This window comes from Aeromonas jandaei (assembly GCF_037890695.1).
GTDB lineage: Bacteria > Pseudomonadota > Gammaproteobacteria > Enterobacterales > Aeromonadaceae > Aeromonas > Aeromonas jandaei.
The window spans coordinates 3,473,320-3,499,821 of record NZ_CP149571.1; the positions used below are offsets into that span (position 1 = coordinate 3,473,320).

Sequence of the window (26,502 nt, forward strand, 5' to 3'; positions counted from 1 at the left end):
CCATCATGCCGACTATCGTAATAACCTCATGACACTGCCGCACATTATTCAGGCTATCGCGCATCATCCAACCCATTACCGTAACCTCATCAACGCTCATCGTTTGAACTGACAATAGGAACATGGAATGTGGCGTCATCTCATTAAATGGCTAGGCCCGCTCTGCAGCTTGCTGCTGCTGGGCGCAGCACTGACCGTACTCTATCATCTGACCCATTCATGGCACTGGCACGATATTCGTATCGCCATCTGGTCACAACCGCTGCCCACTCTGGCTGGCGCCCTGCTGCTGACCCTGCTCAGTTATGGCCTGCTCTGCGGCTATGACATGCTGGCGCTGCACGCGCTGGGCAAACGGCTCCCCTGGCAGCAGGTGGGTGTTACCTCCTTTATCGCCTACACCTTCTCCAACACCCTGGGCTTCGCCCTGCTGACGGGTGCCTCGGTGCGCTACCGGATCTACTCCGCCCTCGGGCTGGCGACCGGCGAGGTGGCACGGGTGGTACTCTTCTGCTCCATCACCTTCTTCCTCGGGCTGCTCGGCTGGGGCGGCAGTGCCTTGCTGTTCGGCAGCACGGCGGCCCAGCTGCTACCCGACTGGCCAAGCTGGATATACAGCCTGCTCCATCTGGCCGGCGCCGGCGCCCTGCTCTTGGTGCTGTGCTATCTGCTCTGGCCCCGTCCCAGCTTCTCCTGGCGCGAACACAGCCTGATCCTGCCCGGGATAAAGGTACGCCTGCTGCAGCTGCTGGTCGCACTGGCGGACTGGATGGCCGCCGCCGCCGTGCTGTTTGTGCTGTTACCCGCCGATAGTGTCCCCTACCCCGTGCTGCTCAGTGCCTTCGTGCTGGCCAGCTTCCTCGGGGTGCTGGCCCACGTGCCGGGCGGGATCGGGGTGTTCGAAGCGAGCATGAGCCTGCTGCTGGCCCACTACCTGCCGGCCGACAAGCTGCTCGCCTCGCTGCTGCTCTACCGCTGTATCTATTACGTGCTGCCTTTCCTCTGCGCCCTGCTGCTCTTTACCAGTCAGGAGATGTTGCAACAGAAGGCTCGCTGGCAGCGGTTGCAGGGGATCATGAGCGCCATTCAGGAGTTTCTGCCAGCCCTTATCAGCGTCGGTACCTTCGCCGCCGGCAGCCTGCTGCTCTGCTCGGGCATGATCCCGACCATGCGCAGCCACATCGAGGTGTGGCTGCAGGTGCTGCCGCTCCACCTGCTGGAGCTCTCCCACGTGCTCGGCAGCGTGAGCGGTATCCTCCTGATCCTGCTGGCGCGCAGCCTCTATCGCCGTCACGACGCCGCGTTTCGCATCACCCAGCTGCTGCTGGCACTGGGGATCGCCTTCTCCCTGCTCAAGGGGGGTGACTGGGAGTCAGCCCTGCTGCTCGGCAGCTTCCTGCTCATCATGACCCCCTGCCGCTCTCTCTTCTATCGCAAGGGGTCGCTGCTCTATCCCCAGTACACCCCGGGCTGGCTCATTTCAGTCGGCGCCGTGCTGCTGGGAGCCCTGTGGCTGCTGCTCTTCTCCTACCGTCAGGTGGAGTATGACCACGCCCTCTGGTTCCACTTCTCGCCCCACGGCGGGGCTGCCCGCGGCCTGCGCGCCATGGGGAGCGTGGTGGCCGTGCTGGCCGTTGCCGGGGTTGCCCAGCTGCTTGCACCGCTGCGCGTAGTCGGTGAAAAGCCGGACAAGGAGACGCTGGCGCGCGCCCACGAGCTGGTGGTGCGCGAAGGGGGGATCCACGGCTATCTGGCCCAGTTGCAGGACAAGTCCCTGCTGTTCCACCCCGCCGGCGACGCCTTCCTGATGTATGGCATCGAGGGCAACAGCTGGATTGTGATGGGGGATCCCGTCGGTCGCCCCGAGCAGATCGAAGAGCTGCTCTGGCAATTTCGCGAGCGGTGCGATGAGCACGACGCCAATCCGGTCTTTTATCAGGTCTCGGCCCGTTATCTGCCGCTCTATCTGGAGTTGGGGCTGATCCCCTTCAAGCTTGGTGAAGAGGCGATGGTCGATCTGGCTACCTTCGATCTGGCGGGCAGCCGGCTGCGCAACCTGCGTCAGAGCCACGCCAAGGGCAAACGGGAAGGGTTGACCTTCGAGGTGGTCGAGGCAAGCGCCATAGCCCCCCTGCTGCCCAGATTGCAGACCGTCTCCGATACCTGGCTGCAGAGCAAGATGGGCAAGGAGAAGGGCTTCTCGGTCGGCCGCTTCGAGCCTGACTACCTGACCTTGAGCCCGGCTGCGCTGGTCTGGCACGAGGGGCAGATCGTCGGCTTTGCCAACCTCTGGGTGAGCGATAACAAGGAGATGCTCTCCATCGATCTGATGCGCTACAGCCTGGATACCGGCACCGCCCCCATAATGGATTTTCTCTTTGTCGAGCTGCTGCTGTGGGGCAAGGCGCAAGGGTACACCAGCTTCAATCTGGGGATGGCCCCCATGTCCGGCTTCAACGATCACCCGCTCAACAGCTACTGGGCCCGTCTTGGCAATACCCTGTTTGTGCGTGGCAGCCGTTTTTACAACTTTCAGGGGCTCAGACGCTACAAGGAGAAATTTTCGCCCCGCTGGGAACCCCGCTACCTGCTCTGCAGCAGCAAGCTGGTACTGCCCAGAACCCTGACTCACCTGATCACCCTGATTAGCCGCGGCCCGCTGGGGCTGATCAAGAAATAGGAGCATGGCCAATGAGAGCCTTGATATTGCTGTTACTCAGTCTCGTACTGCCCGTTTCATCTTTTGCGGCGCACGCCGCCCCGGTCAAGGATGACCTGAGCCTGATTGAGCTGCCGGTCAAGCAGCCATCCGACGCCCCCATGGTGATCTTTCTCAGCGGCGATGGTGGCTGGGCGGCCCTCGACAAGGGGTTGAGCGCCCAGTTTCAGCTGCACGGCATGCCGGTCGTGGGCTGGAGCTCCCTGACCTACTACTGGAAGAAGAAAACCCCGGAGCAGGTGACCGCCGATCTGGAGCGGATCCTCGATGATTATCAGGCGCGCTGGCAGCGCCCCCGCTGGCTGCTGGTCGGCTTTTCGTTTGGTGCCGAGATTGTCCCCTTCGTCATCAACCGGTTGCCGGAGCACTATCGTCAGGGGCTGGTCGGGGCCGTAATGCTCTCCCCCTCCACCAGCTCGGACTTCGAGATCCACGTCAGCGACATGCTGACCCACAAGGCGCGCAGCTATCCGACCGAGCCGCAGGTGAAAACCATCCGGGATCTGCCGATGGTCTGCCTGCAAGGTGCCGATGACGATGACGACGACCGCCTCTGCCCCCGTCTCAACCAACCCAACGTCACCACCGTCACTCTGCCGGGCGGCCACCACTTTGAGGATGATTACCCGGTGCTCTATCAGGCCATCACCAAGCACATGACCCTCACCACACCCTGAGCGGCGATGAAAACAGAGAGGGCGACCACAGGGTCGCCCTCTCTTTTTGTATTCGGGCTCTCGTCAACTACGGCTGATCACCACCAGCCCAGCAGATTGCGGCCGGTCAGCGCCCCCCACACCAACACGTTGAGCGCCAGCGCGATAAAGACGGCGGCAGAGCCCATGTCCTTGGCCCGACCGGAGAGCTCGTGATGTTCGGAGCCAATTCTGTCTACCACCGCCTCGACGGCGGAGTTGAGGATCTCCACGATCACCACCAGCCAGCTGATGACCATCAGCAGCAGGATCTGGGTCAGCCCATCCCCCACCAGAAAGGCCAGCGGCATCAGCAATATGATCAGCAGCAGCTCCTGACGAAAGGCAGCCTCATGCAGCCAGGCGGACGAAAGCCCCTTCATGCTGTAACGGGTGGCATGGATAATCCGGGTGATCCCTGTAGCGCCAGGTTTGGCCATTTTCGCTTCCTCTTTTGATGGCAATCGGCTCCATTTCGTACATAGCATCTAAACAAATGAAGCGAGTCATACATTAAAACTGAACAATTTCGGGGATAAAAAAGGGGCGCAGTGGCGCCCCGAGTCGGCCCTCACCTTACTGCACGGTGCGGCATTGGCTGAAAATATCGAGCCGCTTGTCGTACACCGCCGTGCTGACATCCCAGATCCCGAGCACAGAGGAGAAGAGGTTGTCATGGGAGTAGCGATTGTCTGCCGCTTTTTGCTGCAGGCAGTCCAGATCCATCCCCTTCTCTTTGGCAAAGCCCGGCGACATCCAGACCTGCATTGGCACCCGGGTCTGATCGTCAGGGGCAAACTTGTAGGGCGTGCCATGCAGGTAGAGCCCCATCGCCCCCAGCGACTCGCCGTGATCAGAGAGGTAGATCAACGCCGTGTTGTACTTATCTTCATACTTTTTCAGCTTGGTGATCAGCTCGGCAATCACGTAATCGGTGTAGCGGATGGTGTTGTCATAGGTGTTGACCAGCTCTTCATCGCTGCAGTTCTCGATGTCGCTGCGCGGGCAGTCCGGCACGAACTGGCGATGGTTATCCGGATAGCGTTTGTAGTAGGTCGGACCGTGGCTGCCGATCAGATGGAAACCGACCAGCTTGTCGCCCTTCATCTGCGCCACCTCGTCGTCGAGGTTCTGCAGCACGACCTCGTCATAGCAGGTGTTCTTGTCGCAGAACTGCGGGTGATCTTTTGGCTTGATCTCGATGTTGGGCACCCGATCGCACACCCCTTTGCAGCCGCCATCGTTCTCCTTCCAGAAGATGGAGACCCCGCTTCTTTGCAGCACATCGAGCAGACCTTCGCTATTGCGGGCCCGGTTGTCATCAAACTCCTTGCGCCCCATGTTGGAGAACATGCAGGGCACCGACACCGCTGTGGCCGTGCCGCAAGAGCGCACGTCCTTGAAGGAGATCACGCCCCCGGCTTGGCTGGTAAAGGGGTTGGTCTCTTTCTCATAGCCGTTCATCGAGAAGTTCTTGCCGCGGGCTGTCTCCCCCACCACCAGGAACATCAGGGTCGGTTTATCCTCTTTCACGACTCGCTTGGCATCATCACCCAGGGTGGTGAACGGAATGGGCTCGGCGACGTAACGTTTGTAGAGATACTTGGTGGTACTGTAGACAAAGTTGGCCGGCACTATCTCGCGATTGAGCGTCTGGTTGTTGCGCCCGACCGAGACGTAATCCTGATAGTAAAACGCCGCTATGATGCCCACGACAGCCAGGGATGCTGCCATGGAGAGGGCGCGCTGAAACAGCCCCAGATACCATTTTTTCGGGTACTCGATTTTGACAAAGAAGAGCAGCACGGCAGGCAATACACCGGCCAGTGCAACCCAAAGCACGATGGGCAGGCTGACATAGGAGTAGGCCTCGCTCTGGTTGGTCTCGAAGATGTTCTGGATCATCTCCTGATCGAACATGACCCGATACTTCAGCATGGTGTAACTGACGATGGCGCCAGTCACAAAGAGAAACGCAAAGAAGGGTTTCAGCAGATAGCGTAGGGAGAAGGGCATGAAGACGAAGTTGAGCGCCGCCACCAGCAGCACCGGGATCGATATGGCAAACCCGATCTTGAAGTGCTCCAGATTGCTGAGGATATCGTAGAAGTGAAGCAACACGGGCCAGTTAAGCAGGAAGGCAAATATCAGTGCCAACAGGAAAATAAAGGGTACAACTCTGATTTTTACCACTGAAACTGACCTCTTGAATCAAATGCCGGAAAATTGAACGCAGCCTGAACCAAGGCTGCATCGGGATATTAACAGAGCTAGTTGAGAACTCTCTCAACTAGTCAGTAACACCTTGTTACAATGTGAGCTTTATCAACTATTGAATTGCTGGCGGACAATAAAACTTGAACCTTAAGGAATAATTAAGAGCCCGCTGATACCCGCAAAGTTTGCATCTGGTCAAAAATGATCTTTTCTTGCCATCCCCTCTGTAACCTTAAGCCTCTCTTAAGAAATCCCCGACATGCTCATTGCTGACGGCTCTTCGTCAAACCACAGGATGGTGCATTATGCATAACAGCGTCGCTCACTCAGTCAGCAAGGTGCCGGAGATCACTCTGGCATTCTGGTTCACCAAAATATTGGCAACGACCCTGGGAGAAACCGGAGGAGATGCGGTATCCATGTCGATGGATCTCGGCTATCTGGTCAGTACCGGCATCTTTGCCGTTATCTTCTTTATTGCCGTCGGCGCCCAGATTTCTGCCAAGCGCTATAACCCGGCGCTCTACTGGACAACCATTATCGCCACCACCACAGTGGGCACCACGTTGGCAGACTTTGCCGACCGTTCACTGGGGATGGGCTATGCAGGCGGGTCAACCCTGCTGTTCCTGCTGCTGATGGGATCTTTTCTGGTGTGGTACAAATTTCAGGGCAGCATAGCGACCAGTGACATCAGTTCATCCAGAACCGAGATGTTCTACTGGATCACCATCATGTTCTCCCAGACGCTGGGTACCGCGCTGGGTGACTGGGTGGCCGATGATGGTGGCTTTGGCTATACCGGCAGCATGGTGCTCTTTGGCGGTATCTTGCTGGCCATTGTCGCAACCTACCTGCTGACCCGGGTCTCACGCACCCTGCTCTTCTGGGCGGCTTTCATCATCACTCGCCCGCTGGGGGCTGTGGTGGGGGATTTCCTCGACAAGCCGCTTGGCAAAGGGGGGCTGGAGCTTAACAGATACTCCGCCTCGGCAGCCTTATTGGCCGCCATTGCCCTGCTGGTCTATCTCTCCACCCTGAAAAAACGGACAGTTATCCAGCAGGAGCTGGCTCCTGAGTAAGGCGACAGCCTTATAGCCAGAGGCCTACCGGTGAAAAAGCAGAAAAGCAAAAAGCCCTGACGTTTCCGTCAGGGCTTTGCAATGTGGCGGTGAGGGAGGGATTCGAACCCTCGATACGTTGCCGTATACACACTTTCCAGGCGTGCTCCTTCAGCCACTCGGACACCTCACCAAATTTTGGTCTGTTGTTTAACGTGTTCAGCCAACACGGTGTTCGCTGCGCCGTTGCGCTGGAACGGGGCGTAATTTAGGGGAAAGCCCCGCCCGCGTCAACGGCTTTTTTGGCAAAACAGATCGTTCGCGGAATTAATGTACAGATTCCGGCGCAACCTGCATTTCAGGCAGGTTGAGGAAGCCCAAACGCTCGCATTCGGAAACCACTTCATGGGTCGCGGCAATGGTGCTCTGCACAAACAGCAGGAACTGCTCGACACTCAGGCCCGCCTTGGTAAACACGGTGTGGCCAATGACCAGACGCGGCAGGTTGTCGTCGATGATATCGAGGAATACCTTGAGCGAGGGGTACTGCATATTGAAGCGACCGAGTTCAGCCACCAGCGGCAACAGGGCCGAAGGACGCACTTCCAGCTCGGATGAGAACAGCAGACCTTCCTCTTCCACGAAGATCCGGCTCTCCTGAATGCCATCGACCGACTGCAAGGAGACAATGTGGATACCATGGCACTGATCGCAAACGTAGTGCTCGATACGAGCCTGTTGCAACCAACGCATGATCATTTCGGAGCTGGGGATATTCATTATTTCCACGATAAGATTGGGATCGAGGGGCGCAGTCTAAACCAATTTTCCGGCAACCAAAAGCACGCCAGCCCAATAACCGCGCAGCTTGCTTCTTTTTGGCAAGCGCTATGCATATACTCAGCCCAATCCACGGCTACGCTTGCCCCACAGGGGGCCCCATGACCATCCAAGAAAAGTATCGCCTCCATCTGAAATCCCTCTCGGATGAACTGCTCGCCCTGCAAAAACCCATTCGCATTCTGGATGCCATCAAGTGGCCACGACAGACCCAGGAACGCTTTCTGGCCGATGGGGGGCGCACCCTGCCTGCCATCGACCACCGCTTCTACGAGTCCCTCCCCCTTGGCTTTGAGCCACGCAACAAATACCTCGAACTCAAGGCGCTGCGAGACAGGATCCGCAGAAAACTGGCACCACAAGATGATCTGGGGCTCATCCTGCAAGAGACGGTCGATCAGTACATGGTGGTGATCGAGATGCTGCGCCAGCGCGGCCAGTCCGATTTTCAGCGTTATAGCCAGCTGCTCTACGGCTCGGCCAGCGATCATCTGCGCGGCGATCGCAAGACCCTCAAGGAGCTGGGTGCTCGCCTGTGCGATATCTTCTCCCTGCCCGGCGCTCGCCATCTGGTACGCCCCTACCCCAAGGAGTTCGAAGGGGAAGCGGCGGTGGCCAAATTGCAGGGCAAGCTGTCGAGCTATTTCAGTGACGGCACAGTGCAGGTCAAGCTGAGCGATGGCATCGTGTCGGATGCAGCGGCCGGCGGCGATTACATCAAGCTCAACTCCCACGCCCGCTTCTCCGAGCTCGATCTGCAAGTGCTGGAAGTACATGAGGGGTGGGTACATGTAGGCACCACCCTAAACGGCCGCCAGCAGCCCTATGCCACCTGGCTGAGCGCAGGTTCGCCGCGTATTACCGCCTGTCAGGAGGGGTTGGCCGTCCTGATAGAGACCCTCACCTTTAGCTCCTTCCCGGATCGGGCCAAGCGCATCTCCGATCGGGTGATGGCCATCGACATGGCCGAGCGTGGTGCCGACTTTATCGAGGTGTTTCAGCACTTTGTGAGACAGGGCACCAGCGAGCACGATGCCTACAAGATCACCCAACGGGTATTTCGTGGCGGCATGGTCGAAGGGGGGGCCTGCTTTACCAAGGACCTCTCCTATGTGAGGGGTTATGTGGAGACGGTCAACTTCATCCGCAGCGCCGTGCTGGAAGGAGTACCCGAGATCCTGCCGATGCTGTTTGTCGGCAAGGTGACGCTGGACGATATTCCGGTGATCTATCAGCACTATCTGGAGGGATTGATCGCCACCCCCCGCTACCTGCCGCCGATGTTTCGCGATCTCACCGGCCTCTATGTCTGGTTTGGCTTTGCCTCCGGCATGTCGCTGGTCGATATCGGCCGGGTACAGCAGCACTTTCGTCAGCTGTTTCACCGCTTGCCGGTGGCTGATCCCATTATTGCCCCCGTCGATATCGAGATCGACTGAACTGCCAATAGAGAAAAAGGGCGCCAGATTGGCGCCCTTTTTATTCGTACCTTGTCCAAAGCTCGGGTTATTTGAACGCCCGCCCCTCCAGATAGTGTTTGCGGCAGAGCGACACATAGCGATCGTTACCACCGATCTCTACCTGCTCGCCATCGCGCATCACCTGCCCGGCTTCATTGACCCGGGAATTCATATGCGCCTTGTTGCCACACCAGCAGATGCTCTTCAGCTCTTCGAACTTGTCGGCCAGACAGAGCAGATGGTAGGAGCCGGGAAACAACTCGCCACGAAAATCGGTCTTGAGGCCGTAGGCAATCACCGGAATATCCTGCTCGTCAACGATACGGGCCAACTGATAGACCTGCTCCTTGGTCAGGAACTGAGCCTCATCCACGATAAACACATCGATGTGCTTGTTGGCATGGCGCTCTTTGACCATCTCGAACAGATCGCAGGTATCGCTGAACACTTCCACTCTCAGCTCGAGACCCACCCGGGCACTGATCACGCCGACACCGAAACGATCGTCGATGGCAGGGGTCATGGCCAGCGGGTGCATCCCCCGCTCCAGATAGTTGAAGTGTGCCTGAATGAGCTGGGTCGATTTGCCTGAATTCATGGTGGCAAACTTGTAGTGCAGTGAAGCCATGATACTGTTCCGAAACTGAATTTATGGGGCGCATGCTAACCAAAGCCCCCGCCAAAACCAAGGGGCCCGTGGGCCCCTTGCTCTATTAATGTTATGCCGTCGCGAGCGCTGGCTGCGCTTTGGCCTTTTTCAGGTGGTAACTGGTAAAGAGCACAAACCAGAGGGCGCTGACACTGAAACCGGCAAAACCGGAGTGCATCAACCCCATCACCAGATAACCGAGAGCGGCACCGAAGGCGATGGCCAGCGCATAGGGGAGCTGGGTCATCACGTGATCGATGTGATGGCAACCTGCCCCCGTCGCAGAGAGGATGCTGGTACTGGAGATGGGAGAGCTGTGATCCCCGAACACCGAGCCCGCCAAAACAGCAGCCAGCATCGGCAGCATCAGACTGATATCGCTGGCCGCAGCCATGTCACCAGCCAGCGGCAACATGATACCGAAGGTGCCCCAGCTGGTGCCGGTGGCAAACGCCATGGCACAGGAGAGGATGAAGACCACAGCCGGCAGCACCTCGATTGGCAGATTGCCGTTGGCCAGAGATGCCAAGTACTTACCGGTCTCCACATCGCGCACTACGGCACCGATGGCTCATGCAAACAGCAGGATATTGATGGCCGGCAACATGGCCATGACGCCTTGCGGGGCAGCCTTGATCCAGTTCTTGGCGCCGAGCTTCAGACGCATCGCCAGACCGATGGAGACCACCAGACTGCAGATCGCGCCATAGACCAGCGAGGAGCCCACATTGGTGTTTTCAAACGAACCGAGCACGCTAAATGGCAGCCCTTTTTCGCTCAGGGCAGCGGCACCCGAGTCAATCATGAAATAGACGGTGGCGGCGGTCAGAGTCAGGATCGGCAGCACCATGTCGATCATGCCGCCATTGCTCTCCTCCGGGCTATCCATATCCAGCCCGATGGGACGCCCCTTGGATTCATCCCACAGCTTGCCTTCCAGCGCCCACTGCTCGTGTTGACGCATCGGGCCGATATCGAGCTGAAACGCGATGACGACCAGCACCATGATCAGGGTAAAGACGGCGTAGAGGTTCATCGGGATCATCTCGACGAACGCAGAGATGGGGCTCTGATCGGTCAGACCGTGCGCCGCCATGATGCCACCAACCAGCGCGATGATATAAGCGCCCCAGGAAGAGATCGGCATCAGTACGCAGACTGGCGCAGCAGTGGAGTCCAGCAGATAAGCCAGCTTGGCACGGGAGATCTGGAAGCGGTCGGTCACCGGACGGCAGATAGCGCCCACCGACAAGCTATGGAAGAAGTCATCGATAAAGAAGGCAAACACCATCATGCCGGTGAGGGTCTTGGCCCCTTTGCGGGTCTTGGCGCGCTTGGCGGCCCACTCGGCAAAGGCACGGGTTGCACCGGATACGCTCATCAGACTGATGAGGCCGCCAAGCAGCAGCATAAAGAGCAGCATGTTGATGTTGTCACGGTTAAGTGCGCCATCAACCCAGAAAATCTTCAGCACGGTACCCAGCAGATATTGCAGGGAGTCGAGGGGGGAAAACTGATTGAGCAACAGACTGCCAGTTAAAATCCCGACGCCAAGTGACAGCAGCACACGGCGGGTCAGGATCGCTAGGGCGACAGCCAATAAGGGGGGAAGTACGGACCAACCGGAGTCGGCAAAATGACTAATGTCCATGATCTCTTTTCACCTAAAGAAAACAGGTGGAGATCTACCGAGAGGATCTAAAGAAACAAAACCTATGGGGAGGTTATACTCCTCAGCCCCTTCAGGTAGCGCTCCATAGTGGATGACTATGGCAGTCCTGCACCTATTAGATGCAGAACCAGCAGCCCGGTATGATGGCCTGGCCACTTCGGCGCTGACTCCTTTCCTTGTGCATCATCGGCATCACCCTCCGCACAAGTAGTCATAGGCAGCGCGCCTCTACTTAAAGGTATTCGAGAGACATTTTATCCAGCTGGCGGCTTATAGCAAGTTTTTTGATTAAATAATCATGATGTATGACGTTAGTACCCAAAAAGGTAGTCAATTGATGCAGCCTAGCTTCTTTTTGCGACACATTTAACCAATCAAAGCCTCATAAGCATCCATTAATATGATTGAATGCCGAATATAATCACTCGTGATGACGATTTATCTTCTACTTATTATTTTTGCCCTTCTTGACTTATTTAAAGTGACACGTAAAAATCAGGATGAACATAATATTTCCTTCTGACTTGACGTGGACAATCCTATGAATGAATTTTTGAAAGTGCTGCTTAATATCCGCAGTCTGCGTGCCACCTGCCGTGAACTCTCTCTGGAGCAGCTGGAAGAAGCGCTGGAAAAACTCTCAGCAATCGTTGCCGAACGTCAGCAGGATGAAGCCGCTGAGCGTCAGGCTCGTGAAGAGCATCTGCGTAAAATCAATGAATATACCGAAATGCTGAAAGCTGCCGGTATTGATCCTGCAGAGCTGGTCAGCGCTGTTGCAGCTACTCCAGCCAAGGCAGAAAAAGCCAAGCGCGCCCCTCGCCCTGCCAAATATCGTTATGATGATAACGGTGTAGAGAAGACCTGGATCGGTCAGGGTCGTATGCCTTCTGCTATTGCCAAAGCAGTTGAAGCAGGTAAATCACTGGAAGATTTCGCTATCTGATTTCAGTGATAGATACCAATAAAAAACCTCGCTATTGCGAGGTTTTTTATTGGCTACGTTCTGAATGTTTATCTGCGATCAGTGGCTTTGACCCAGAATACTTCTTGTCCCTCTGACCGGCAGATAAGATAGCGGGCAATGGTAAAGAACCAGTCGCTCATCCGGTTGAGATAGGCCAGCGCATCGGGATTGACGCACTCTTCGCGACTCAGGGTCAACAGCAGGCGCTCGCAGTGACGAACTAGCGTCCGCACCACATGGGCCTGCGCCGCCGCACGGGAGCCGCCAGGCAGAATAAACTGGCGCAACGGCGGCAAATGTTCGCTGTAGCTGTCGATCTGTTGTTCCAGTCTGACAATCCAGCTCTCATTGACTTGCCAAATTGACTCATTTTGGGCTGCGCTGGAAAATGCCAATTCACCGCCCAGATCAAATAGCTCTTGCTGCAACAACTGCAGATCCGCCAATAAACCGGCTTCTTGCTGGGGGATCTCGCAAATCAGCAGACCTATATGAGAGTTGAGCTCGTCAATATAGCCATAGGTTTCTACCCGCAAATGATCCTTGGCCAAACGGGTACCATCGGCCAAACGGGTCATCCCCTTGTCACCCTGCCGGGTATATATTCTCATTCTGACATCCTGTTAATAATGGGAATAATCATTGACTCCAACCCGTTGAGCTTGATCTCGTATGCAAGAGCCAATGTCTGGCCCAGCTTACCCGCCGGAAAACCACTGCGGGCCATCCACACCAGATAAGGCTCCGGAATATCGATGATACGCCGCCCCTGATATTTGCCGTAAGGCATTTTATGGCTCAGGGTAAGCAGCACCTGCTCATCGGATAGCCACTCCATATTAATCGATATCCAGATATTTATGGGTCTGAATAGAGAGTCGCCAATTACGGGCAATACAGGTTGCCATCGCGAGCTGGGTGGCTCGTGGTTTCTGACTGATAGGCTGCAATGCGATAACAACATCCGGACGCAGGTTTGCGGTAACCAACAGAGCATCAAGCTCTTCAATATGATGTTCTGTTGCCACCGGATGCTTGATCTCGTTGGCCCGCTCAAGTGCAGAGACCAGCACCGGCAACCCGCCTTTCATGCCGATCTTGGGTGATACCGTGACCCAGGTCTGCTCATGAGTCTTGATTTCGCTAGTACCACTGGTTTCAATCTGAACCTGATAACCCGCTGCCAACAGCGCTGACGAGAGCTCGGTCAGATCGTAGAGACAGGGCTCGCCACCGGTGATCACCACATGACGCGCCTGATAGCCAAGCTCGACAAAGCTGGCGAGGATCTGCTCGGTAGTGAGCTGGCTCCAGCAATCCGACTCGTTGGAGCGATCCAGCACATGCTCTCTGCCCACTTCACGAGCAGGATCGACCACCCAGGTATGTCGGGTATCGCACCAGGGGCAGCCCACCGGGCACCCTTGCAGGCGAACGAAGATGGCAGGCAGGCCGGTAAAGACCCCCTCCCCCTGGATGGTCTGGAATATCTCGTTGATTGGGTAGTGCATCTTGGTCACAGCTTGTTGCAAAAGCCGCGGATTATACCCCAATCATCAGCCAGAGGCAGGCTCATGCTCCGCTTTTCTCACCCAGTCCGGTTTTCTCACGCATTTTGGCCATGATCCCCGCTTTGTCTGCCAGATAGCCATGCAATCCGCGGCTACGCAGATTACATGCGGGACAGGTGCCGCAACCATCGCCAGCGATGCCGTTGTAGCAGGTCAGCGTCTGCTGGCGCACCGTATCGAGATGGCCATAGTGATCCGCCAGCGCCCAGGTTTCGGCCTTGTCTAGCCACATCAGCGGTGTTTCAAAACGGATACCGCGATCCAACCCCAGGGAGACCGCCTGATTGAGCGCCTTCACGAACGCGTCGCGACAGTCGGGATAACCGGAAAAATCGGTTTCGCATACCCCGGTGATCACCGCTTCGGCACCGACCTGATAGGCATAGATAGAGGCCAGCGTGAGGAACAGGATATTGCGGCCCGGCACGAAGGTATTGGGCAGGCCATTATCCTGCAGATCACAGCTCACCGGGATATCGTCACGAGTCAGTGCCGAGATAGCCAGTTCGTTGAGCAAGGTAACATCCATCACCTTGTGGGCAGCGACACCCAGCAGTTGCACCAGATGGCGGGCGGTATCGATCTCTTCCCGATGGCGCTGGCCATAGTCGAATGTGATCGCATGGACTTCGTCATAATTGGCCAGCGCCTGCACCAGACAGGTAGTGCTGTCCTGACCGCCACTAAATACCACAACTGCTTTTTTCATACGGAGAACTCCTTGCAATGTCATGTCCGGCGCCCCTCGGCAAAGGCTTGCCACTGGGTATTGAGCCGTTCGAAAAGGGTAAGAAGGGGGGCATAGCGTTCGGGCTCGCCCTCCCATTGAGATAACAGATGGTAGCCCGCCTCTATGGTCGAGAGGGCTTCAGGAAACGGCTTTTTACGAATCGCATATTGCCCTGCGATGGCACCTAGTCCGATCCGCGGCAAGCGGGCAAGCGCCGGGTTGCTCTGCAACATCCGAAAGGCTTTGCGCCAGGTGCCATCGAGCAGAATAAAAGCCACGGATGTCGCACCTGATGAGACACTTTCCATCTGCTGTCTCAGTTCTACTGGCGAAATAGCCTCTTCATCCGGCCAGAGCAGATAACAGCGTAAAGAGGGGTCGGCAAGCAGGTCGTTGAGCCACGTATCGCCGGAAAAATCCTCCCCGACCCGGATCTCTGCCTGTTGCAACGAGGCAGCCAGCAGTGCTGCCGTGCCCTTTGGGTGGGCCACTTCATAGGGATGCTGAAGAATGTAGAGAGGCGTACGGTTTTCAAGTGGCACGATATATTCGCATAGGCACGCTTTGAGGGCTCGGGTACAGCGTGTACAGTATCGACTGTTTTTGTCGTTGGGCTGTTTCATGTCGTCAGAAAAATCTGGATTGTTCTGGGTTATCACGCTCTCTCTCACCAGCTTGCTGCTTTTTGTTACCGTACCGGATCTTCAGCTCTCCTTCGACCGGGCAGAGATTGCTCAAGGTGAAGGGTGGCGGATCATAACAGGCAATCTGGCTCATACCAATCTGTGGCATCTGCTGCTCAATCTGGCAGGTTTAATTATTCTCTACTGCCTGTTTCGCGACTATCTGGGCAATAATCGGCTACCACTCCTGATGCTGCTGCTCTGGGGGGCCGTGGGGCTCGGGATCTGGTTCTGGTACCCCCACACCCAGTGGTATATGGGGCTGTCGGGCTCACTGCACGGACTGTTTGTCTGGGGAGCCATCCAGGATATCCGGCATGGTCGCCGTACATCGGGCTGGCTGCTGCTGGCTGGCGTGGGACTCAAGCTGGCAATGGATTTCTACAATGCAGGCGAGAGCCCGATATCGACCCTGATCGGCGCCAGAGTCCACATAGAATCTCATCTGATCGGTGCAGGTGCAGGCCTGCTACTCAGCCTGCACCCGGTCTCGGTGACTGCCGGGCTTACTCCCCCGCCAACTCGCGATTGATGGCAGCCAGCATCGCGGCCGGATCAGCAGCCTGAGTGATGGGGCGGCCAACCACCAGATAGTCGGACCCCGCATCTACTGCCGCTTTCGGCGTCATCACGCGGCGCTGATCACCGGCTTCGGAGCCGCTTGGACGGATCCCCGGGGTCACCAGCTTGAAATCCGCGCCCAGCAGCGCCTTCAGCTCGCGCGCTTCATTGGCCGAGCAAACCACACCGTCAAGCCCGGACTCTTTGGTCAGCCTGGCCAACCGGATCACCTGCTCGGCAGGGGTCACATCAAGGCCTAGCGGTGCCATGTCAGATTGCTCCATGCTGGTCAGCACGGTCACCCCGATAAGCAGCGGCGCCTTGTCACCGTAAGGCTGCAGCGCATCGACGGCTGCCCGCATCATTCGCTCGCCACCACTGGCATGCACGTTGACCATCCAGACGCCGAGCTCGGCACTGGCTGCTACCGCCTTGGCTACGGTATTGGGAATGTCGTGAAATTTCAGATCCAGAAAGACATCAAATCCCTTGGCAACCAGCTGGCGTACAAACTGCGGGCCAAACAGGGTAAACATCTCCTTGCCAACCTTGAGACGGCACTCGGCCGGAGAAATACGTTCAACGAACGCCAAGGCATCTGCTTCGTTCTGATAATCCAGCGCTACCAGTACTTTTGGATCGAGCATCTCACTTCCTATTGATGGTTATTCACCGTCCAGACCACGGATCGGCTTGATGGAACCCCACTGCCGGCAGGATGGGCACTGCCAGAACAACGAGTGAGTGGCAAAGCCGCACTGCCGACACTTGTGGGTTGATTTGATTTTGATCTGTTCGCCAACTAGCTGTTGCAACAGCTCGAGACTCTCCTTGGCCGGCCCCTCCTCCGCACTGGCCAGCTGAAAGCCGACCAGTTGGTAAAACCCTTTCATGGAGGGGTGACGGCGCAACTGGCGAAGCACCAGAGAGCGAGCCTGACTCAGGCCATCACGCTCCTCGACCAGCTGGGCAAGAGCCAGCGTAACCGTCACACCAGCATGCTCTTCAACAGCTTTCTCGAGCAGCGGGATCAGGGTGTGAGTACGCCCCAATTGCTGATAGCACTCAAGCAGCTTGGGCATCGCTTCCGAGGCAAAATCGATATCCTGCTCAAATACCCGCAGCAGCTCCTTGCTTGCCTGTTCATACTCCGCCTCTTCCATTGCCAGCTCAGCCAGACGCAGACTGGCCCGGGCACAGCCTGCATTGACGCTGAGCGCTCGCTTGAACTTGGCAAGCGCAGTGGACTTGTCGCCGTCACGCAGCGCGCTTTCAGCCTGCTCGCAATAAAAGTGGGAGATAGGTTCGGCCAGCTTCTTGCCTTGATACTTTTGCAGGCGAACCGCCACCGAGATGGCATTGTCCCAGTCACGCAGTTGCTGATGGATGATCAACAGCTGGGCCAGCGCCGTCTCTTCGAAGTCACTGTCTTCGCACAGCTCGTTCCAGAGCGCTTCGGCCCGATCCAGCAAGCCAGCGGCAAGAAAGTCGCGGGCCAACTCCTGCAGCGCAAGCTGGCGCTGCTCGCGAGTCAACTGGCGGGTGACCAGGTTCTGGTGGATCTTGATGGCCCTGTCTACCTCGCCACGCTGGCGAAACAGGTTGCCAAGAGAGAGATGGGTTTCGATGGTTTCACTGTCCACTTCCAGCAGCTGGATAAAGAGATCCACCGCCTTGTCAGATTCATCGGACAGCAAATAGTTGAGGCCCGCCACATATTGGCGGGAAAACTGGTTACTCTGTTTCTGGGTGTCCTGGCGAACACTCCTGCGCCCCATGTACCAACCATAACCGGCGGCAATGGGCAGCAGCAGGAAAAGCAGTTCAAGCATTGAGGAACATTATTCCTTACCCGCTGAACGGGCCAGCTCCAACTCGCGGGTTTGACGACGCATGGTGCGGTTGAGGGTGCGGTTTTGCAGCTTCAAACGCAGGAAAAGCAGGCCGAATACCAGCCACCCCAGCATGAAACCACCGGCAAAAAAGAATCCCAGCAGCATGGCGAGGGAGAATTCGCCCTGAGCAATCAGGTAATTGAACTGAACCAGTTGGCCATTTTGTGAGCCTAACGCCAGGGTGAGGACAAACACCAGTACCAGCGGAATGAGGGCCAAAATACGCTTCATAAGAGCTCCCTGTCAGTATCTAATGAGAGGCTGATTATCCTTAAAATCACAGGCAGACTCTAGAGTGAATGGGAAAAGAGTTTGATAAACAAGATGGTTGGCACGATTTGTGTGCCAAAAACAAAAAAGGCATACCCGAGGTATGCCCATTTTCGCATTATTCGATGATGTTGACGCGCTCGCGCAACTCTTTGCCAGGCTTGAAGTGCGGGACATATTTCCCGGTCAGTTCAACCTTGTCCCCGGTCTTGGGGTTACGGCCCACACGAGGGGCACGATAGTGCAGCGAAAAACTGCCGAATCCACGGATTTCAATCCGGTCGCCGTTTTGCAAGGTCGACGCCATCTGCTCAAGGATCTCCTTGATGGCGGCTTCGACATCCTTGGCCGGCATATGCATGCGGCTGGCTGCCAGTTGTTCGATGAGATCTGATTTGGTCATAACGTTAAATCTCCTTCCCCGATCACATGCAATAATCATTTTGCCAGGATAAAAAAGGGCGGCGCAATGCCGCCCTTTTCTTGCATCAAGGATTACTCACCCTTGGCGGCTTTGAACGCTTCAGCCATAGCATTGCTGAACACAACTTCTTCTTGCTGGTTCAGGTTATCGATAGCAACGCGCTCGTCAGCTTCGTCCTTAGCACGGACAGACAGGCTTACGGTGCGGTTCTTACGATCAACGCCCATGAATTTAGCTTCAACTTCGTCACCAACAGACAGCACCAGAGTGGCGTCTTCTACGCGGTCACGAGCAGCGTCGGAGGCACGCAGGTAGCCTTCTACACCGTCAGCCAGTTCGATAACGGCACCTTTGGCATCAACCTCGGTAACCTTACCCTTCACAATAGCACCTTTCTTGTTGTCAGACAGGTACTTATTGAACGGGTCTTCTTCGATCTGCTTGACGCCCAGGGAGATGCGCTCACGCTCCGGGTCAACTTGCAGAACAACGGCTTCGATCTCGTCGCCTTTCTTGAATTCACGAACTGCTTCTTCACCCTGGTTGTTCCAGGAGATGTCAGACAGGTGAACCAGACCGTCGATGCCGCCGTCCAGACCGATGAAGATACCGAAGTCAGTGATAGACTTGATCTTGCCGGAAACACGGTCGCCTTTGGCGTGAGTTTCGGCAAACAGCTGCCACGGGTTGGATTTGCACTGCTTCAGACCCAGGGAGATACGACGACGCTCTTCGTCGATGTCCAGAACCATCACGTCAACCACGTCGCCAACGTTAACAACTTTGGACGGGTGGATGTTCTTGTTGGTCCAATCCATCTCGGATACGTGTACCAGGCCTTCAACGCCTTCTTCGATTTCAACGAAGCAGCCGTAGTCGGTCAGGTTGGTCACGCGGCCAGACAGACGGGTGGTCTCAGGGTAACGCTTGGCGATAGCAACCCACGGATCTTCGCCCAGTTGCTTCAGACCCAGAGATACACGGGTACGCTCGCGGTCGAACTTCAGAACCTTGACAGCGATCTCGTCGCCAACGTTGACGATTTCGGAAGGATGCTTAACGCGCTTCCACGCCATGTCGGTGATGTGCAGCAGGCCGTCAACACCGCCCAGATCTACGAATGCACCGTAGTCGGTCAGGTTCTTGACGATACCCTTAACTTCTTGACCTTCTTGCAGGTTAGCCAGCAGGCTTTCACGCTCGGAGGTGTTCTCGGTTTCGATCACTGCGCGACGGGAAACAACAACGTTGTTGCGCTTCTGGTCCAGCTTGATGACTTTGAACTCGAGTTCTTTGTTTTCCAGGTGAGCGGTGTCACGGATCGGACGCACGTCAACCAGAGAACCCGGCAGGAAGGCACGGATGCCATTCAGTTCAACGGTGAAACCACCCTTGACCTTGCCGTTGATGATACCGATAACGGTAGCTTGCTCTTCGTAAGCTTTTTCAAGCTGCAGCCAGGCTTCGTGGCGCTTGGCTTTTTCGCGGGACAGCTTGGTTTCGCCGAAACCATCTTCGATAGAGTCCAGAGCCACGTCAACGGAGTCACCTACGTTGATTTCCAGCTCGCCCATGGCGTTCTTGAATTCTTCAGCCGGGATAGCGGACTCGGATTTCAGACCGGCGTCAACCAGTACGAAACCGTTCTCGATAGCAACGACAGTACCCTTGACGATGGAACCTTGACGGGTTTCAACGGCGTTCAGGGACTCTTCAAAGAGTTGAGCAAAAGATTCGATCATTAGTTTATGTCACAAATGAAACATCCACTTGTCATCCAGCACAAGCGGGGTTGTTTTTAATAATCTGCGCCATCCATGGTGCAGACGACCGGATGTCAGCTTGCGCTGGCATCTCCGAGTTGTTGCTCTGCATAGGCGAGTACTGTTGCCAGTACCTCTTCTATGGTCATGGTGGTTGAATCCACCACGAGAGCATCTTCTGCCGGTTTCAGGGGGGCAACGGCGCGATTTCTATCGCGATCGTCACGCTCACGGATCTCGGTTAAAAGACACTCAAAGTTAACATCAAAGCCCTTATCTTGCAACTGCTTATAGCGGCGCTGAGCCCGCTCTTCGGCACTTGCGTCGAGGAAAATCTTCACTTCGGCTTCAGGGAAAACCACTGTACCCATGTCACGGCCATCGGCAATCAGCCCCGGCGCCTGACGAAATGCCCGCTGACGGCGCAGCAGCGCTTCACGCACGCGCGGGAATGCCGCGATTTTACTGGCGGCGTTGCCGACCTGCTCGGTCCGGATGGTACGGGAGACATCCTCCCCCTCCAGGATCACCTTGACCAGATCACCTTCCACCTGAAACTGCACATCCAGATTGGCAGCCAGCGGCACCAGCGCGGCTTCGGAATCGAGCTCGACATCATGATGCAGGGCAGCCAGTGACAACACCCGATAGATGGCGCCGGAATCGAGCAGGTGCCAACCCAGCTTTTCTGCCAGCAACTGGCACAAGGTGCCCTTGCCCGCACCACTTGGGCCATCAATTGTCATTACGGGGGCCATCTGAGGCATAACTTCTCTCCTGCACAATGTTGCTCCCGCTCCTTGGAGCGAGTTAATGGGCGCCGATTATACCCGAATGTGCCGGCGCTGGCAGTTATCTGTCACCAGATTTGCGCAAAAGGGGAAAATAGGGATACCAACGACGCCATCTGTTGATTTGCTTCACTATTTCATTAATCAATGCAGGGACTTGTTCTTATGGTCGTCATCCTGAAGGCGCGCTAAACTGGGCCCCTTTTTCTGAGCAGTTGTAGTAAGGAGCAACCTATGAGCAGCGTTACCCTAGTGGCCAAATCCAAGTTGCCAACCCCTTGGGGCACCTTCACGCTGGTAGGTTTTCAGGAAACCGGCACAGGCAAGGATCACGCAGCCCTGGTGATGGGCGATATCACTGGCGCCGAACCCGTTCTCGGGCGTATTCACTCCGAATGTCTGACCGGTGATGCTCTGTTCAGCTTGCGCTGTGATTGCGGTTTCCAGCTGCAGGCCGCATTGGAGAACATCGCCAAGGCCGGCCGTGGCGTGCTGTTGTATGTCCGTCAGGAGGGTCGCGGTATCGGTCTGTTGAACAAGATCCGCGCCTATCACCTGCAAGATCAGGGCGCCGATACCGTTGAGGCCAACGTAGCGCTCGGCTTTGCCGCCGACATGCGCGACTACACCATCTGTGCCGACATGCTCAAACAGCTGGAGGTGCAATCCCTCAAGCTGATGACCAACAACCCGCGCAAGATGAAGGCGATGGAATCCTTTGGCATTCCGGTGGCCGAGCGAGTTCCCCTGCAGGAGGGGCGCAATCCCCACAACGAATTCTACCTCTCGACCAAGGCCAGCAAACTGGATCACATGTTGAAAAAGTGATGTTGGCTGACAGTGATGCTGACCGGCAATGAAAAACGCCTCCCTGCGGAGGCGTTTTTTATTTGTACTCCAGGTATTTGGACTACAGGCTTCTCAACGCTCGGGCAAGGTGGCCAGCAGCGCCTGCCACTCCCGCTGATTAGGTGCGGCAAGATACTCATCAAGGCGCTCATGGCTGAGCGTCGGAACAAGCCGCGCAATGAAATCATAAAGATAAGCAGGTACAAATGCCCCTCTGCGCAAACCAATTGCCGCCATACCGGCCGGCAGATCGGGCAGCGCCTTCATCACCAAATCATCATCGCGACCCGTTTCCCGGGCCAGCATTGCCATGATGCCAAACCCCATTCCCTGCCTGACATAGGTTTTGAGCACGTCGCTGTCACTGGCCAGACAGACAATGCGATGCTCCTCATGGGCTGACGTGGGTGCCAATGATCGTCCGTCACTGATCAGCGGCACATTGCCCAAGTCAGCCAGTGAACTCGGCGAGCGTGCCGCCACAGGATGGCTCGCCGGCACCACCAGCCCCCGCAACCAGCGAAAGCTCGGCAGGATCAGCAACCCCTCGTCGCAATGATCTTCGATATCATCAAGCAACATCAGGTGAGCGCTACCGTTTTGCAGCGCACTGCAGCATGTTGCTGCATCTCCCTGCATCAGGGTGAGCGTCACCTTGGGAAAACGCGCGGTAAATCCCTTGATAAGGTCGGGCAGGATATAGCGGGCCTGCAGATGGGTCGCGGCGACGGTGAGCTGTCCCTGTTCCGGGTGGATATGAGCCCTTGCCATCGTCTTGATGGTTGCCACCTTCTCCAGCACGTCGGTCGCGACCTTGATCACCTCCTGACCGATCGGGGTGATCCGGGTCAGATGCTTGCCACTTCGCTCGAAGATCTGGATGCCAAGCTCATCTTCCAGCATCCGTACCTGCTTGCTGATCCCGGGCTGGGAGGTATAGAGGCTCTCGGCTGTCGCCGACAGATTAAGGCCGTGATTCGCCACTTCGACGATATAACGCAGTTGCTGCAGCTTCATGGCGCAATCCTCTGGCGGAGACACCACTAATAGTAATCAACTTTTGCCAGCCCACTGTCGACACGGCCCGGCCCCATCAGGCAGGGCGATCTTTGAGCAAGAAATCGCGCAGGGCACGGTTGGCCATGGAGAGCGGATCACCCCGTCGCCACGCTACGCAGAGATCGAGAAAAATCGGAGGTTCGAAAGGCACGCCGCACAAGTCAGGCTCCTCCTCCAGCACCATCCGCAAAAAGGTGGTCACGGCAAAACCCTGACGCACCACCGCCTTGAGCAGGGGGATCAGGTTGCTCTCGAAGGCAATATCGGGCTCAACCCCGAGCTTCTGTGCCAGCGCCTCCATGTGCTCCCGGTGGTAAAAGCCACGCCGGAACAGTGCCAACTCCTGAGTAAAGAACTGGGCGAGCGTGACGGACGCTGCGCCGCGCAGCGGATGATCCTCCCCCACCACCATCAGCATCTCTTCGCTCAGCAGATGGGCCCCTTCAATGGCCGGGGGCAGATCACTGGTGATCAGGATGGCGAGATCCAGAGTGCCATCCACCATCCGGCTCAGCAGCTCCCGGGTGCCCGCCTCCTCCACCCGGATCTTGAGTCCGGGATAGCGGTGTTTGAAAGCCATCAGGCGCGAAGGAAAGTAGTAAGAGCCCATCATGTAGGGGATCCCGATACGCACCTCCCCCCGCTCCAGCCCCTTGAGCTCAGCCATCTCGGCCTCAGCCTGGTGCATCTGCAACAACAGACGCTCGGCGTGGCGACAGAGCACCTCCCCCTCCGGCGTCAGCCGTACCGCCCGGTCCTGACGGTCGAACAGGCGCAGCTCGAGCTGCTGCTCCAGCTTGGCAATGGCCATGCTGATGGCTGGCTGGGCCACATGCAGGCTGTTGGCCGCCCGGGTAAAAGAGCCGGCATCCCTGACCGCCAGCAGATAGGTGAGTTGTTTCAGATCCATGTATCAATTCATCTTATGAGATGGATAACTTAAATATATTATATTTATATCTAGGCGTACCTTACCCTGATGAAAAATGGTCAGGATGATATGCAATGATCGAAGCCGGTAGTCGTGAATGGATACGCGCCACCCTGGCGCTCAGCCTGGGATCCTTTCTGGTCTTTCTCAATCTCTATCAAACCCATCCCCTGCTCCCGCTGCTGGCTCAGGTCTTCTCGGTCAACTCGCTCGCCGCCAGCTGGACGCTGGCCGGTTGTACTGCCGGGCTGGCTGCCTCCCTGCTGCTGTGTGCCCGACTGGCGGATCGCCATGGCCGTCGCCAGATCATGCTGGGAACCCTCACTTTGGCCATCCTGCTCTCCCTGCTGCTCCCTCTCGTCGAACAGTTTCGCACCCTGCTCATACTGCGCGTGCTGCAAGGCGCGCTGCTGGCGGGCCTGCCGGCAACAGCTATCGCCTATATGGGCGAGGAGTTCAGCAAGCGGGCACTGCTCTCGGCGGTCGGGGTTTATATCGCCGCCAACTCCCTTGGCGGGATCGCAGGACGAGTAGTAGGAGGGCTGCTGGCCGGCTGGTTTGGCGACTGGCAACACACCTTCCTCGGGGTCGGGGTGATCAGCCTGTCGCTCTTGCCGCTGGTCTTCTGGCTACTGCCAAAACAGGCTCGTTTTGTTCCCGTCAATCCGGCTCCGGGCCAGTTTGCCCGCGCCCTGCGTGGTCATCTGACCAACCCGCTGCTGGTGGGGGCCTATCTGATTGGCGGGCTCAACTTCATGGTCTTTTTGAACCAGTTCAGCTATCTCACCTTTTTGCTGGCCAACCCCCCCTTCTCCCTGCCGACCCAGTGGCTCGGCATGCTCTTTCTCACCTATCTCTCGGGTACGGTCGCCTCTTCTCTCAGCGGTCGCTGCGCCAATCGCTGGGGAGCACAGCGCATGTTGCTTGGCGGCATTGCCCTCATGGCGCTCGGTAGCCTCTGCTTGCTGCAAGGCACTCTGCCCGCCATTTTGAGCGGCCTGCTCATCTCGAGCTTCGGCTTTTTCATGGCGCACGCTTGTGCCAGCGCCTGGGTCGGCCACCATGTCGAGCACAACCGGGCGCTCGCCTCCTCCCTCTATCTGGTGGCCTACTATCTGGGCGCCAGTCTGGGCGGGCTCTACCTCCACCCCTTCTGGGAGAAGGGAGGGCTGGGCGGGCTGGTGCTGGGGATCGAGCTGGTGCTGCTCCTGACCGCAGGTCTTGGTATCTGGCTCGGCCGCCTGAAACAACGCAGCGAGCATGGGCTGACGCCTCACCACTTCGCATAAGCAAAGAAAAAGAGAGGGGCACCCGGGTGCCCCTCTCTTCATCCGATATCAATCTTCCAAGCCCTTAGTGGGTCTCGAAATAGTCGTCAGGTACCGCCACTACTGCGCCAGTGGCCACCTCTTCGGCGATCACCTCCGCCAGCGGGCGCAGGTGAAACTTGATCTGTCCGGAAGGCAGCATCAGCGCCACATCGGGATTGCGACTATCCAGCATGTTGCCGGTTTTGAAGGGAAGCTCGGGATGACGCTCCACCAGCGCCTGAAGGGAAGGCACCACCAGCTCGATATGCTCAAGCCCGGCCTGATGAGTGCGGCCCGGTTTGGGCGCCGCCAGCTCGATGCAGGGAACGCGTAGCGCTCCGGCCTGTACTGGCTGATGCAGCTGATAAGTAGCGATGGGACGGCCACCAATCATCCCCTCCACCAGCAACTCCCCTGCCCCTGCCAAGAGTTCGTCGAGGTGCAGATATTCGGGCAAGGTAGCGGCACGATAGCAGAGGTGGTCAATGTGAGGTTCAGCGAAAGAGAGGCCACATTCGGCCAATTCAGCCAGCAACCGGGCAACAAAAGGGGCCATCGGCCCCAGAGTAGAATCGAGTGGGTGAGACATGCTTACCATTTCTTCTTGGGTTGAAACAGAACATCGAGCTCGTCGGCTTCCTTGTCCTTGATGTTTTGCAGATCCTGCGCGCTGTTTTGCTGCTGCAGCTCTTCGAGCTCCTTGAGCCCCTGCCGCATATCCTCTTCACGAGCCAGCAGATAGGGATCCTTGTCCACTACACTGGCCATGGCAGAGAGCCCTTTGGTGTAGAGCTGGCGGCAAGTGCCGTACTGGCCCTGAATGCGGGCGTCCATCGCCCGCTTGACCAGATTCGAGATGTTGATCTTGAGCTGCATCAGCTCGAGGCGGCGATCTTCCTGGGCAAATCCTTGCGGATCAATCTTGCCCTTGTTGTGCTCGACCCGCAGCACGGCCCGCATCTTCTTGACCAGCTGCAGCATCTGGATGGCCTGGCGATCGGACTCGGGCGTCTTGAAGTGCCCCTCATCCTGCGCGCTGTAGTTCTCCTGCACATTCTTGATCTGGGTCTGGACATCAACGATGCGCTGCTTGATCTGGCTGTTTGGCATCACCTGGGCAATGGCGCGATAGGCATCCAGAATGCGGTGTTGCATCAGCAGCACCATGTTTTTGGAAAAGGGCACCAGATTGACGTTCAGCAGCACCTCTTCGGTCTCGTCAGCCACCGTTTTGTGTCTGGCAACCGCGTGGCGCTTGTCCGACTCAGCTTTCTGCTTATATTGCTGCACCACGTTATAGGCGATAACCAAAAACAGGAGTGCGCCAATAGACAGCAATACCAAAGTTAAAATCATAGGATGTTCAAACCCCTGTCCCAATCCAA

At 56.9% G+C, this 26,502-nt stretch carries 27 protein-coding genes, 1 tRNA gene, 1 pseudogene and 1 riboswitch; of the genes and pseudogenes, 8 read left to right on the plus strand and 21 right to left on the minus strand.

Features of this window, described 5'->3' with window-relative positions; translation table 11 throughout:
* Positions 1-127: 127 nt before the first annotated feature.
* Positions 128-2,680 carry a bifunctional lysylphosphatidylglycerol flippase/synthetase MprF gene (gene mprF / locus WE862_RS16195; RefSeq protein WP_042032313.1) on the plus strand — a complete coding sequence of 851 codons (2,553 nt, stop codon included), beginning with the start codon at positions 128-130 and terminating at the stop codon, positions 2,678-2,680.
* Positions 2,681-2,691: 11 nt separating this feature from the next.
* Complete coding sequence (locus WE862_RS16200) at positions 2,692-3,396, plus strand: AcvB/VirJ family lysyl-phosphatidylglycerol hydrolase (protein WP_042032312.1); 705 nt, start codon at positions 2,692-2,694, stop codon at positions 3,394-3,396.
* Positions 3,397-3,473: 77 nt separating this feature from the next.
* Here the strand turns inward: WE862_RS16200 and WE862_RS16205 are convergent, their stop codons facing one another.
* On the minus strand, positions 3,474-3,854 hold the full coding sequence (locus WE862_RS16205) for a diacylglycerol kinase (protein ID WP_033115157.1): 381 nt from the start codon (positions 3,852-3,854) through the stop codon (positions 3,474-3,476).
* A 136-nt stretch (positions 3,855-3,990) separates the two neighbouring features.
* Positions 3,991-5,607 carry an MCR-3-related phosphoethanolamine--lipid A transferase gene (locus tag WE862_RS16210; protein ID WP_042032311.1) on the minus strand — a complete coding sequence of 539 codons (1,617 nt, stop codon included), beginning with the start codon at positions 5,605-5,607 and terminating at the stop codon, positions 3,991-3,993.
* A gap of 329 nt (positions 5,608-5,936) precedes the next feature.
* Between WE862_RS16210 and WE862_RS16215 the strand changes: the two genes are divergently transcribed.
* Complete coding sequence (locus WE862_RS16215) at positions 5,937-6,713, plus strand: membrane protein (RefSeq protein ID WP_042032310.1); 777 nt, start codon at positions 5,937-5,939, stop codon at positions 6,711-6,713.
* 84 nt (positions 6,714-6,797) lie between these two features.
* On the opposite strand, the gene WE862_RS16220 is transcribed toward WE862_RS16215, so the two are convergent.
* Both WE862_RS16220 and WE862_RS16225 read right to left on the minus strand, forming a co-directional pair.
* A tRNA-Ser gene (locus WE862_RS16220) sits at positions 6,798-6,885 on the minus strand.
* Between the two features lie 134 nt (positions 6,886-7,019).
* The gene (locus WE862_RS16225) at positions 7,020-7,445 is read right to left on the minus strand and encodes a YbjN domain-containing protein (protein ID WP_033114573.1); all 426 of its coding nucleotides are present in this window, start codon (positions 7,443-7,445) and stop codon (positions 7,020-7,022) included.
* Positions 7,446-7,633: 188 nt separating this feature from the next.
* On the opposite strand from WE862_RS16225, the gene WE862_RS16230 reads away from it, so the two are divergent.
* On the plus strand, positions 7,634-8,971 hold the full coding sequence (locus tag WE862_RS16230) for a flavohemoglobin expression-modulating QEGLA motif protein (RefSeq protein ID WP_339058645.1): 1,338 nt from the start codon (positions 7,634-7,636) through the stop codon (positions 8,969-8,971).
* 67 nt (positions 8,972-9,038) lie between these two features.
* On the opposite strand, the gene WE862_RS16235 is transcribed toward WE862_RS16230, so the two are convergent.
* The gene (locus WE862_RS16235; RefSeq protein ID WP_041207468.1) at positions 9,039-9,620 is read right to left on the minus strand and encodes a thymidine kinase; all 582 of its coding nucleotides are present in this window, start codon (positions 9,618-9,620) and stop codon (positions 9,039-9,041) included.
* Between the two features lie 91 nt (positions 9,621-9,711).
* Positions 9,712-11,292: pseudogene (locus WE862_RS16240) on the minus strand (Na+/H+ antiporter NhaC family protein).
* 88 nt (positions 11,293-11,380) lie between these two features.
* Positions 11,381-11,552: riboswitch (Lysine riboswitch) on the minus strand.
* 302 nt (positions 11,553-11,854) lie between these two features.
* Between WE862_RS16240 and WE862_RS16245 the strand changes: the two are divergent.
* Positions 11,855-12,259: an H-NS family nucleoid-associated regulatory protein gene (locus tag WE862_RS16245; protein WP_042032307.1), complete on the plus strand. Its 405-nt coding sequence runs from the start codon at positions 11,855-11,857 to the stop codon at positions 12,257-12,259.
* A gap of 68 nt (positions 12,260-12,327) precedes the next feature.
* On the opposite strand, the gene WE862_RS16250 is transcribed toward WE862_RS16245, so the two are convergent.
* From WE862_RS16250 to WE862_RS16270, 5 genes are all read right to left on the minus strand, one after another.
* Entirely contained in the window at positions 12,328-12,891 is a 564-nt protein-coding gene (locus WE862_RS16250; RefSeq protein WP_042032306.1) for a cob(I)yrinic acid a,c-diamide adenosyltransferase, read from the minus strand.
* Entirely contained in the window at positions 12,888-13,118 is a 231-nt protein-coding gene (locus tag WE862_RS16255; protein WP_033114563.1) for a DUF3820 family protein, read from the minus strand. Before WE862_RS16255 ends, WE862_RS16250 begins: the two co-directional genes overlap by 4 nt.
* 1 nt (position 13,119) lies before the next feature.
* Positions 13,120-13,791 carry a 7-carboxy-7-deazaguanine synthase QueE gene (gene queE, locus WE862_RS16260; protein WP_042032394.1) on the minus strand — a complete coding sequence of 224 codons (672 nt, stop codon included), beginning with the start codon at positions 13,789-13,791 and terminating at the stop codon, positions 13,120-13,122.
* Positions 13,792-13,852: 61 nt separating this feature from the next.
* Entirely contained in the window at positions 13,853-14,560 is a 708-nt protein-coding gene (gene queC, locus WE862_RS16265) for a 7-cyano-7-deazaguanine synthase QueC (protein ID WP_042032305.1), read from the minus strand.
* 20 nt (positions 14,561-14,580) lie between these two features.
* Positions 14,581-15,204 carry a tRNA-uridine aminocarboxypropyltransferase gene (locus WE862_RS16270; protein WP_042032304.1) on the minus strand — a complete coding sequence of 208 codons (624 nt, stop codon included), beginning with the start codon at positions 15,202-15,204 and terminating at the stop codon, positions 14,581-14,583.
* Here WE862_RS16270 and rrtA point away from each other — a divergent pair.
* Positions 15,203-15,796: a rhombosortase gene (gene rrtA, locus WE862_RS16275; protein WP_082035497.1), complete on the plus strand. Its 594-nt coding sequence runs from the start codon at positions 15,203-15,205 to the stop codon at positions 15,794-15,796. The two genes, WE862_RS16270 and rrtA, sit on opposite strands and share 2 nt — an antisense overlap.
* Here rrtA and pyrF read toward each other — a convergent pair.
* From pyrF to cmk, 6 genes are all read right to left on the minus strand, one after another.
* Positions 15,771-16,472 carry an orotidine-5'-phosphate decarboxylase gene (pyrF, locus tag WE862_RS16280; RefSeq protein WP_033114559.1) on the minus strand — a complete coding sequence of 234 codons (702 nt, stop codon included), beginning with the start codon at positions 16,470-16,472 and terminating at the stop codon, positions 15,771-15,773. The two genes, rrtA and pyrF, sit on opposite strands and share 26 nt — an antisense overlap.
* Before the next feature lie 18 nt (positions 16,473-16,490).
* Positions 16,491-17,657 (minus strand): lipopolysaccharide assembly protein LapB, encoded by a 1,167-nt coding sequence (gene lapB, locus WE862_RS16285; protein WP_042032302.1) that lies wholly within the window; start codon positions 17,655-17,657, stop codon positions 16,491-16,493.
* A 9-nt stretch (positions 17,658-17,666) separates the two neighbouring features.
* Complete coding sequence (locus WE862_RS16290) at positions 17,667-17,951, minus strand: LapA family protein (RefSeq protein ID WP_041207461.1); 285 nt, start codon at positions 17,949-17,951, stop codon at positions 17,667-17,669.
* A gap of 157 nt (positions 17,952-18,108) precedes the next feature.
* On the minus strand, positions 18,109-18,393 hold the full coding sequence (gene ihfB, locus WE862_RS16295; protein WP_005299934.1) for an integration host factor subunit beta: 285 nt from the start codon (positions 18,391-18,393) through the stop codon (positions 18,109-18,111).
* A gap of 92 nt (positions 18,394-18,485) precedes the next feature.
* On the minus strand, positions 18,486-20,156 hold the full coding sequence (rpsA, locus tag WE862_RS16300; protein WP_005299919.1) for a 30S ribosomal protein S1: 1,671 nt from the start codon (positions 20,154-20,156) through the stop codon (positions 18,486-18,488).
* A gap of 95 nt (positions 20,157-20,251) precedes the next feature.
* On the minus strand, positions 20,252-20,944 hold the full coding sequence (gene cmk, locus WE862_RS16305) for a (d)CMP kinase (RefSeq protein ID WP_041207460.1): 693 nt from the start codon (positions 20,942-20,944) through the stop codon (positions 20,252-20,254).
* Between the two features lie 258 nt (positions 20,945-21,202).
* Between cmk and ribA the strand changes: the two genes are divergently transcribed.
* Complete coding sequence (ribA, locus tag WE862_RS16310; RefSeq protein WP_033114555.1) at positions 21,203-21,796, plus strand: GTP cyclohydrolase II; 594 nt, start codon at positions 21,203-21,205, stop codon at positions 21,794-21,796.
* Positions 21,797-21,889: 93 nt separating this feature from the next.
* Here the strand turns inward: ribA and WE862_RS16315 are convergent, their stop codons facing one another.
* A complete protein-coding gene (locus WE862_RS16315) occupies positions 21,890-22,834 on the minus strand; it encodes a LysR substrate-binding domain-containing protein (protein WP_042032301.1) in 945 nt (314 codons plus the stop codon).
* Positions 22,835-22,910: 76 nt separating this feature from the next.
* Positions 22,911-23,786: a LysR family transcriptional regulator gene (locus tag WE862_RS16320; RefSeq protein ID WP_042032300.1), complete on the minus strand. Its 876-nt coding sequence runs from the start codon at positions 23,784-23,786 to the stop codon at positions 22,911-22,913.
* Between the two features lie 95 nt (positions 23,787-23,881).
* Between WE862_RS16320 and WE862_RS16325 the strand changes: the two genes are divergently transcribed.
* Positions 23,882-25,096, plus strand: a complete 1,215-nt coding sequence (locus WE862_RS16325; RefSeq protein WP_198493496.1) for an MFS transporter — start codon at positions 23,882-23,884, stop codon at positions 25,094-25,096.
* A 64-nt stretch (positions 25,097-25,160) separates the two neighbouring features.
* Here WE862_RS16325 and WE862_RS16330 read toward each other — a convergent pair whose 3' ends face one another.
* Positions 25,161-25,715 carry a VOC family protein gene (locus WE862_RS16330; protein ID WP_042033503.1) on the minus strand — a complete coding sequence of 185 codons (555 nt, stop codon included), beginning with the start codon at positions 25,713-25,715 and terminating at the stop codon, positions 25,161-25,163.
* Positions 25,709-26,473 (minus strand): hypothetical protein, encoded by a 765-nt coding sequence (locus WE862_RS16335; RefSeq protein WP_041207454.1) that lies wholly within the window; start codon positions 26,471-26,473, stop codon positions 25,709-25,711. Before WE862_RS16335 ends, WE862_RS16330 begins: the two co-directional genes overlap by 7 nt.
* Between the last annotated feature and the right edge of the window lie 29 nt (positions 26,474-26,502).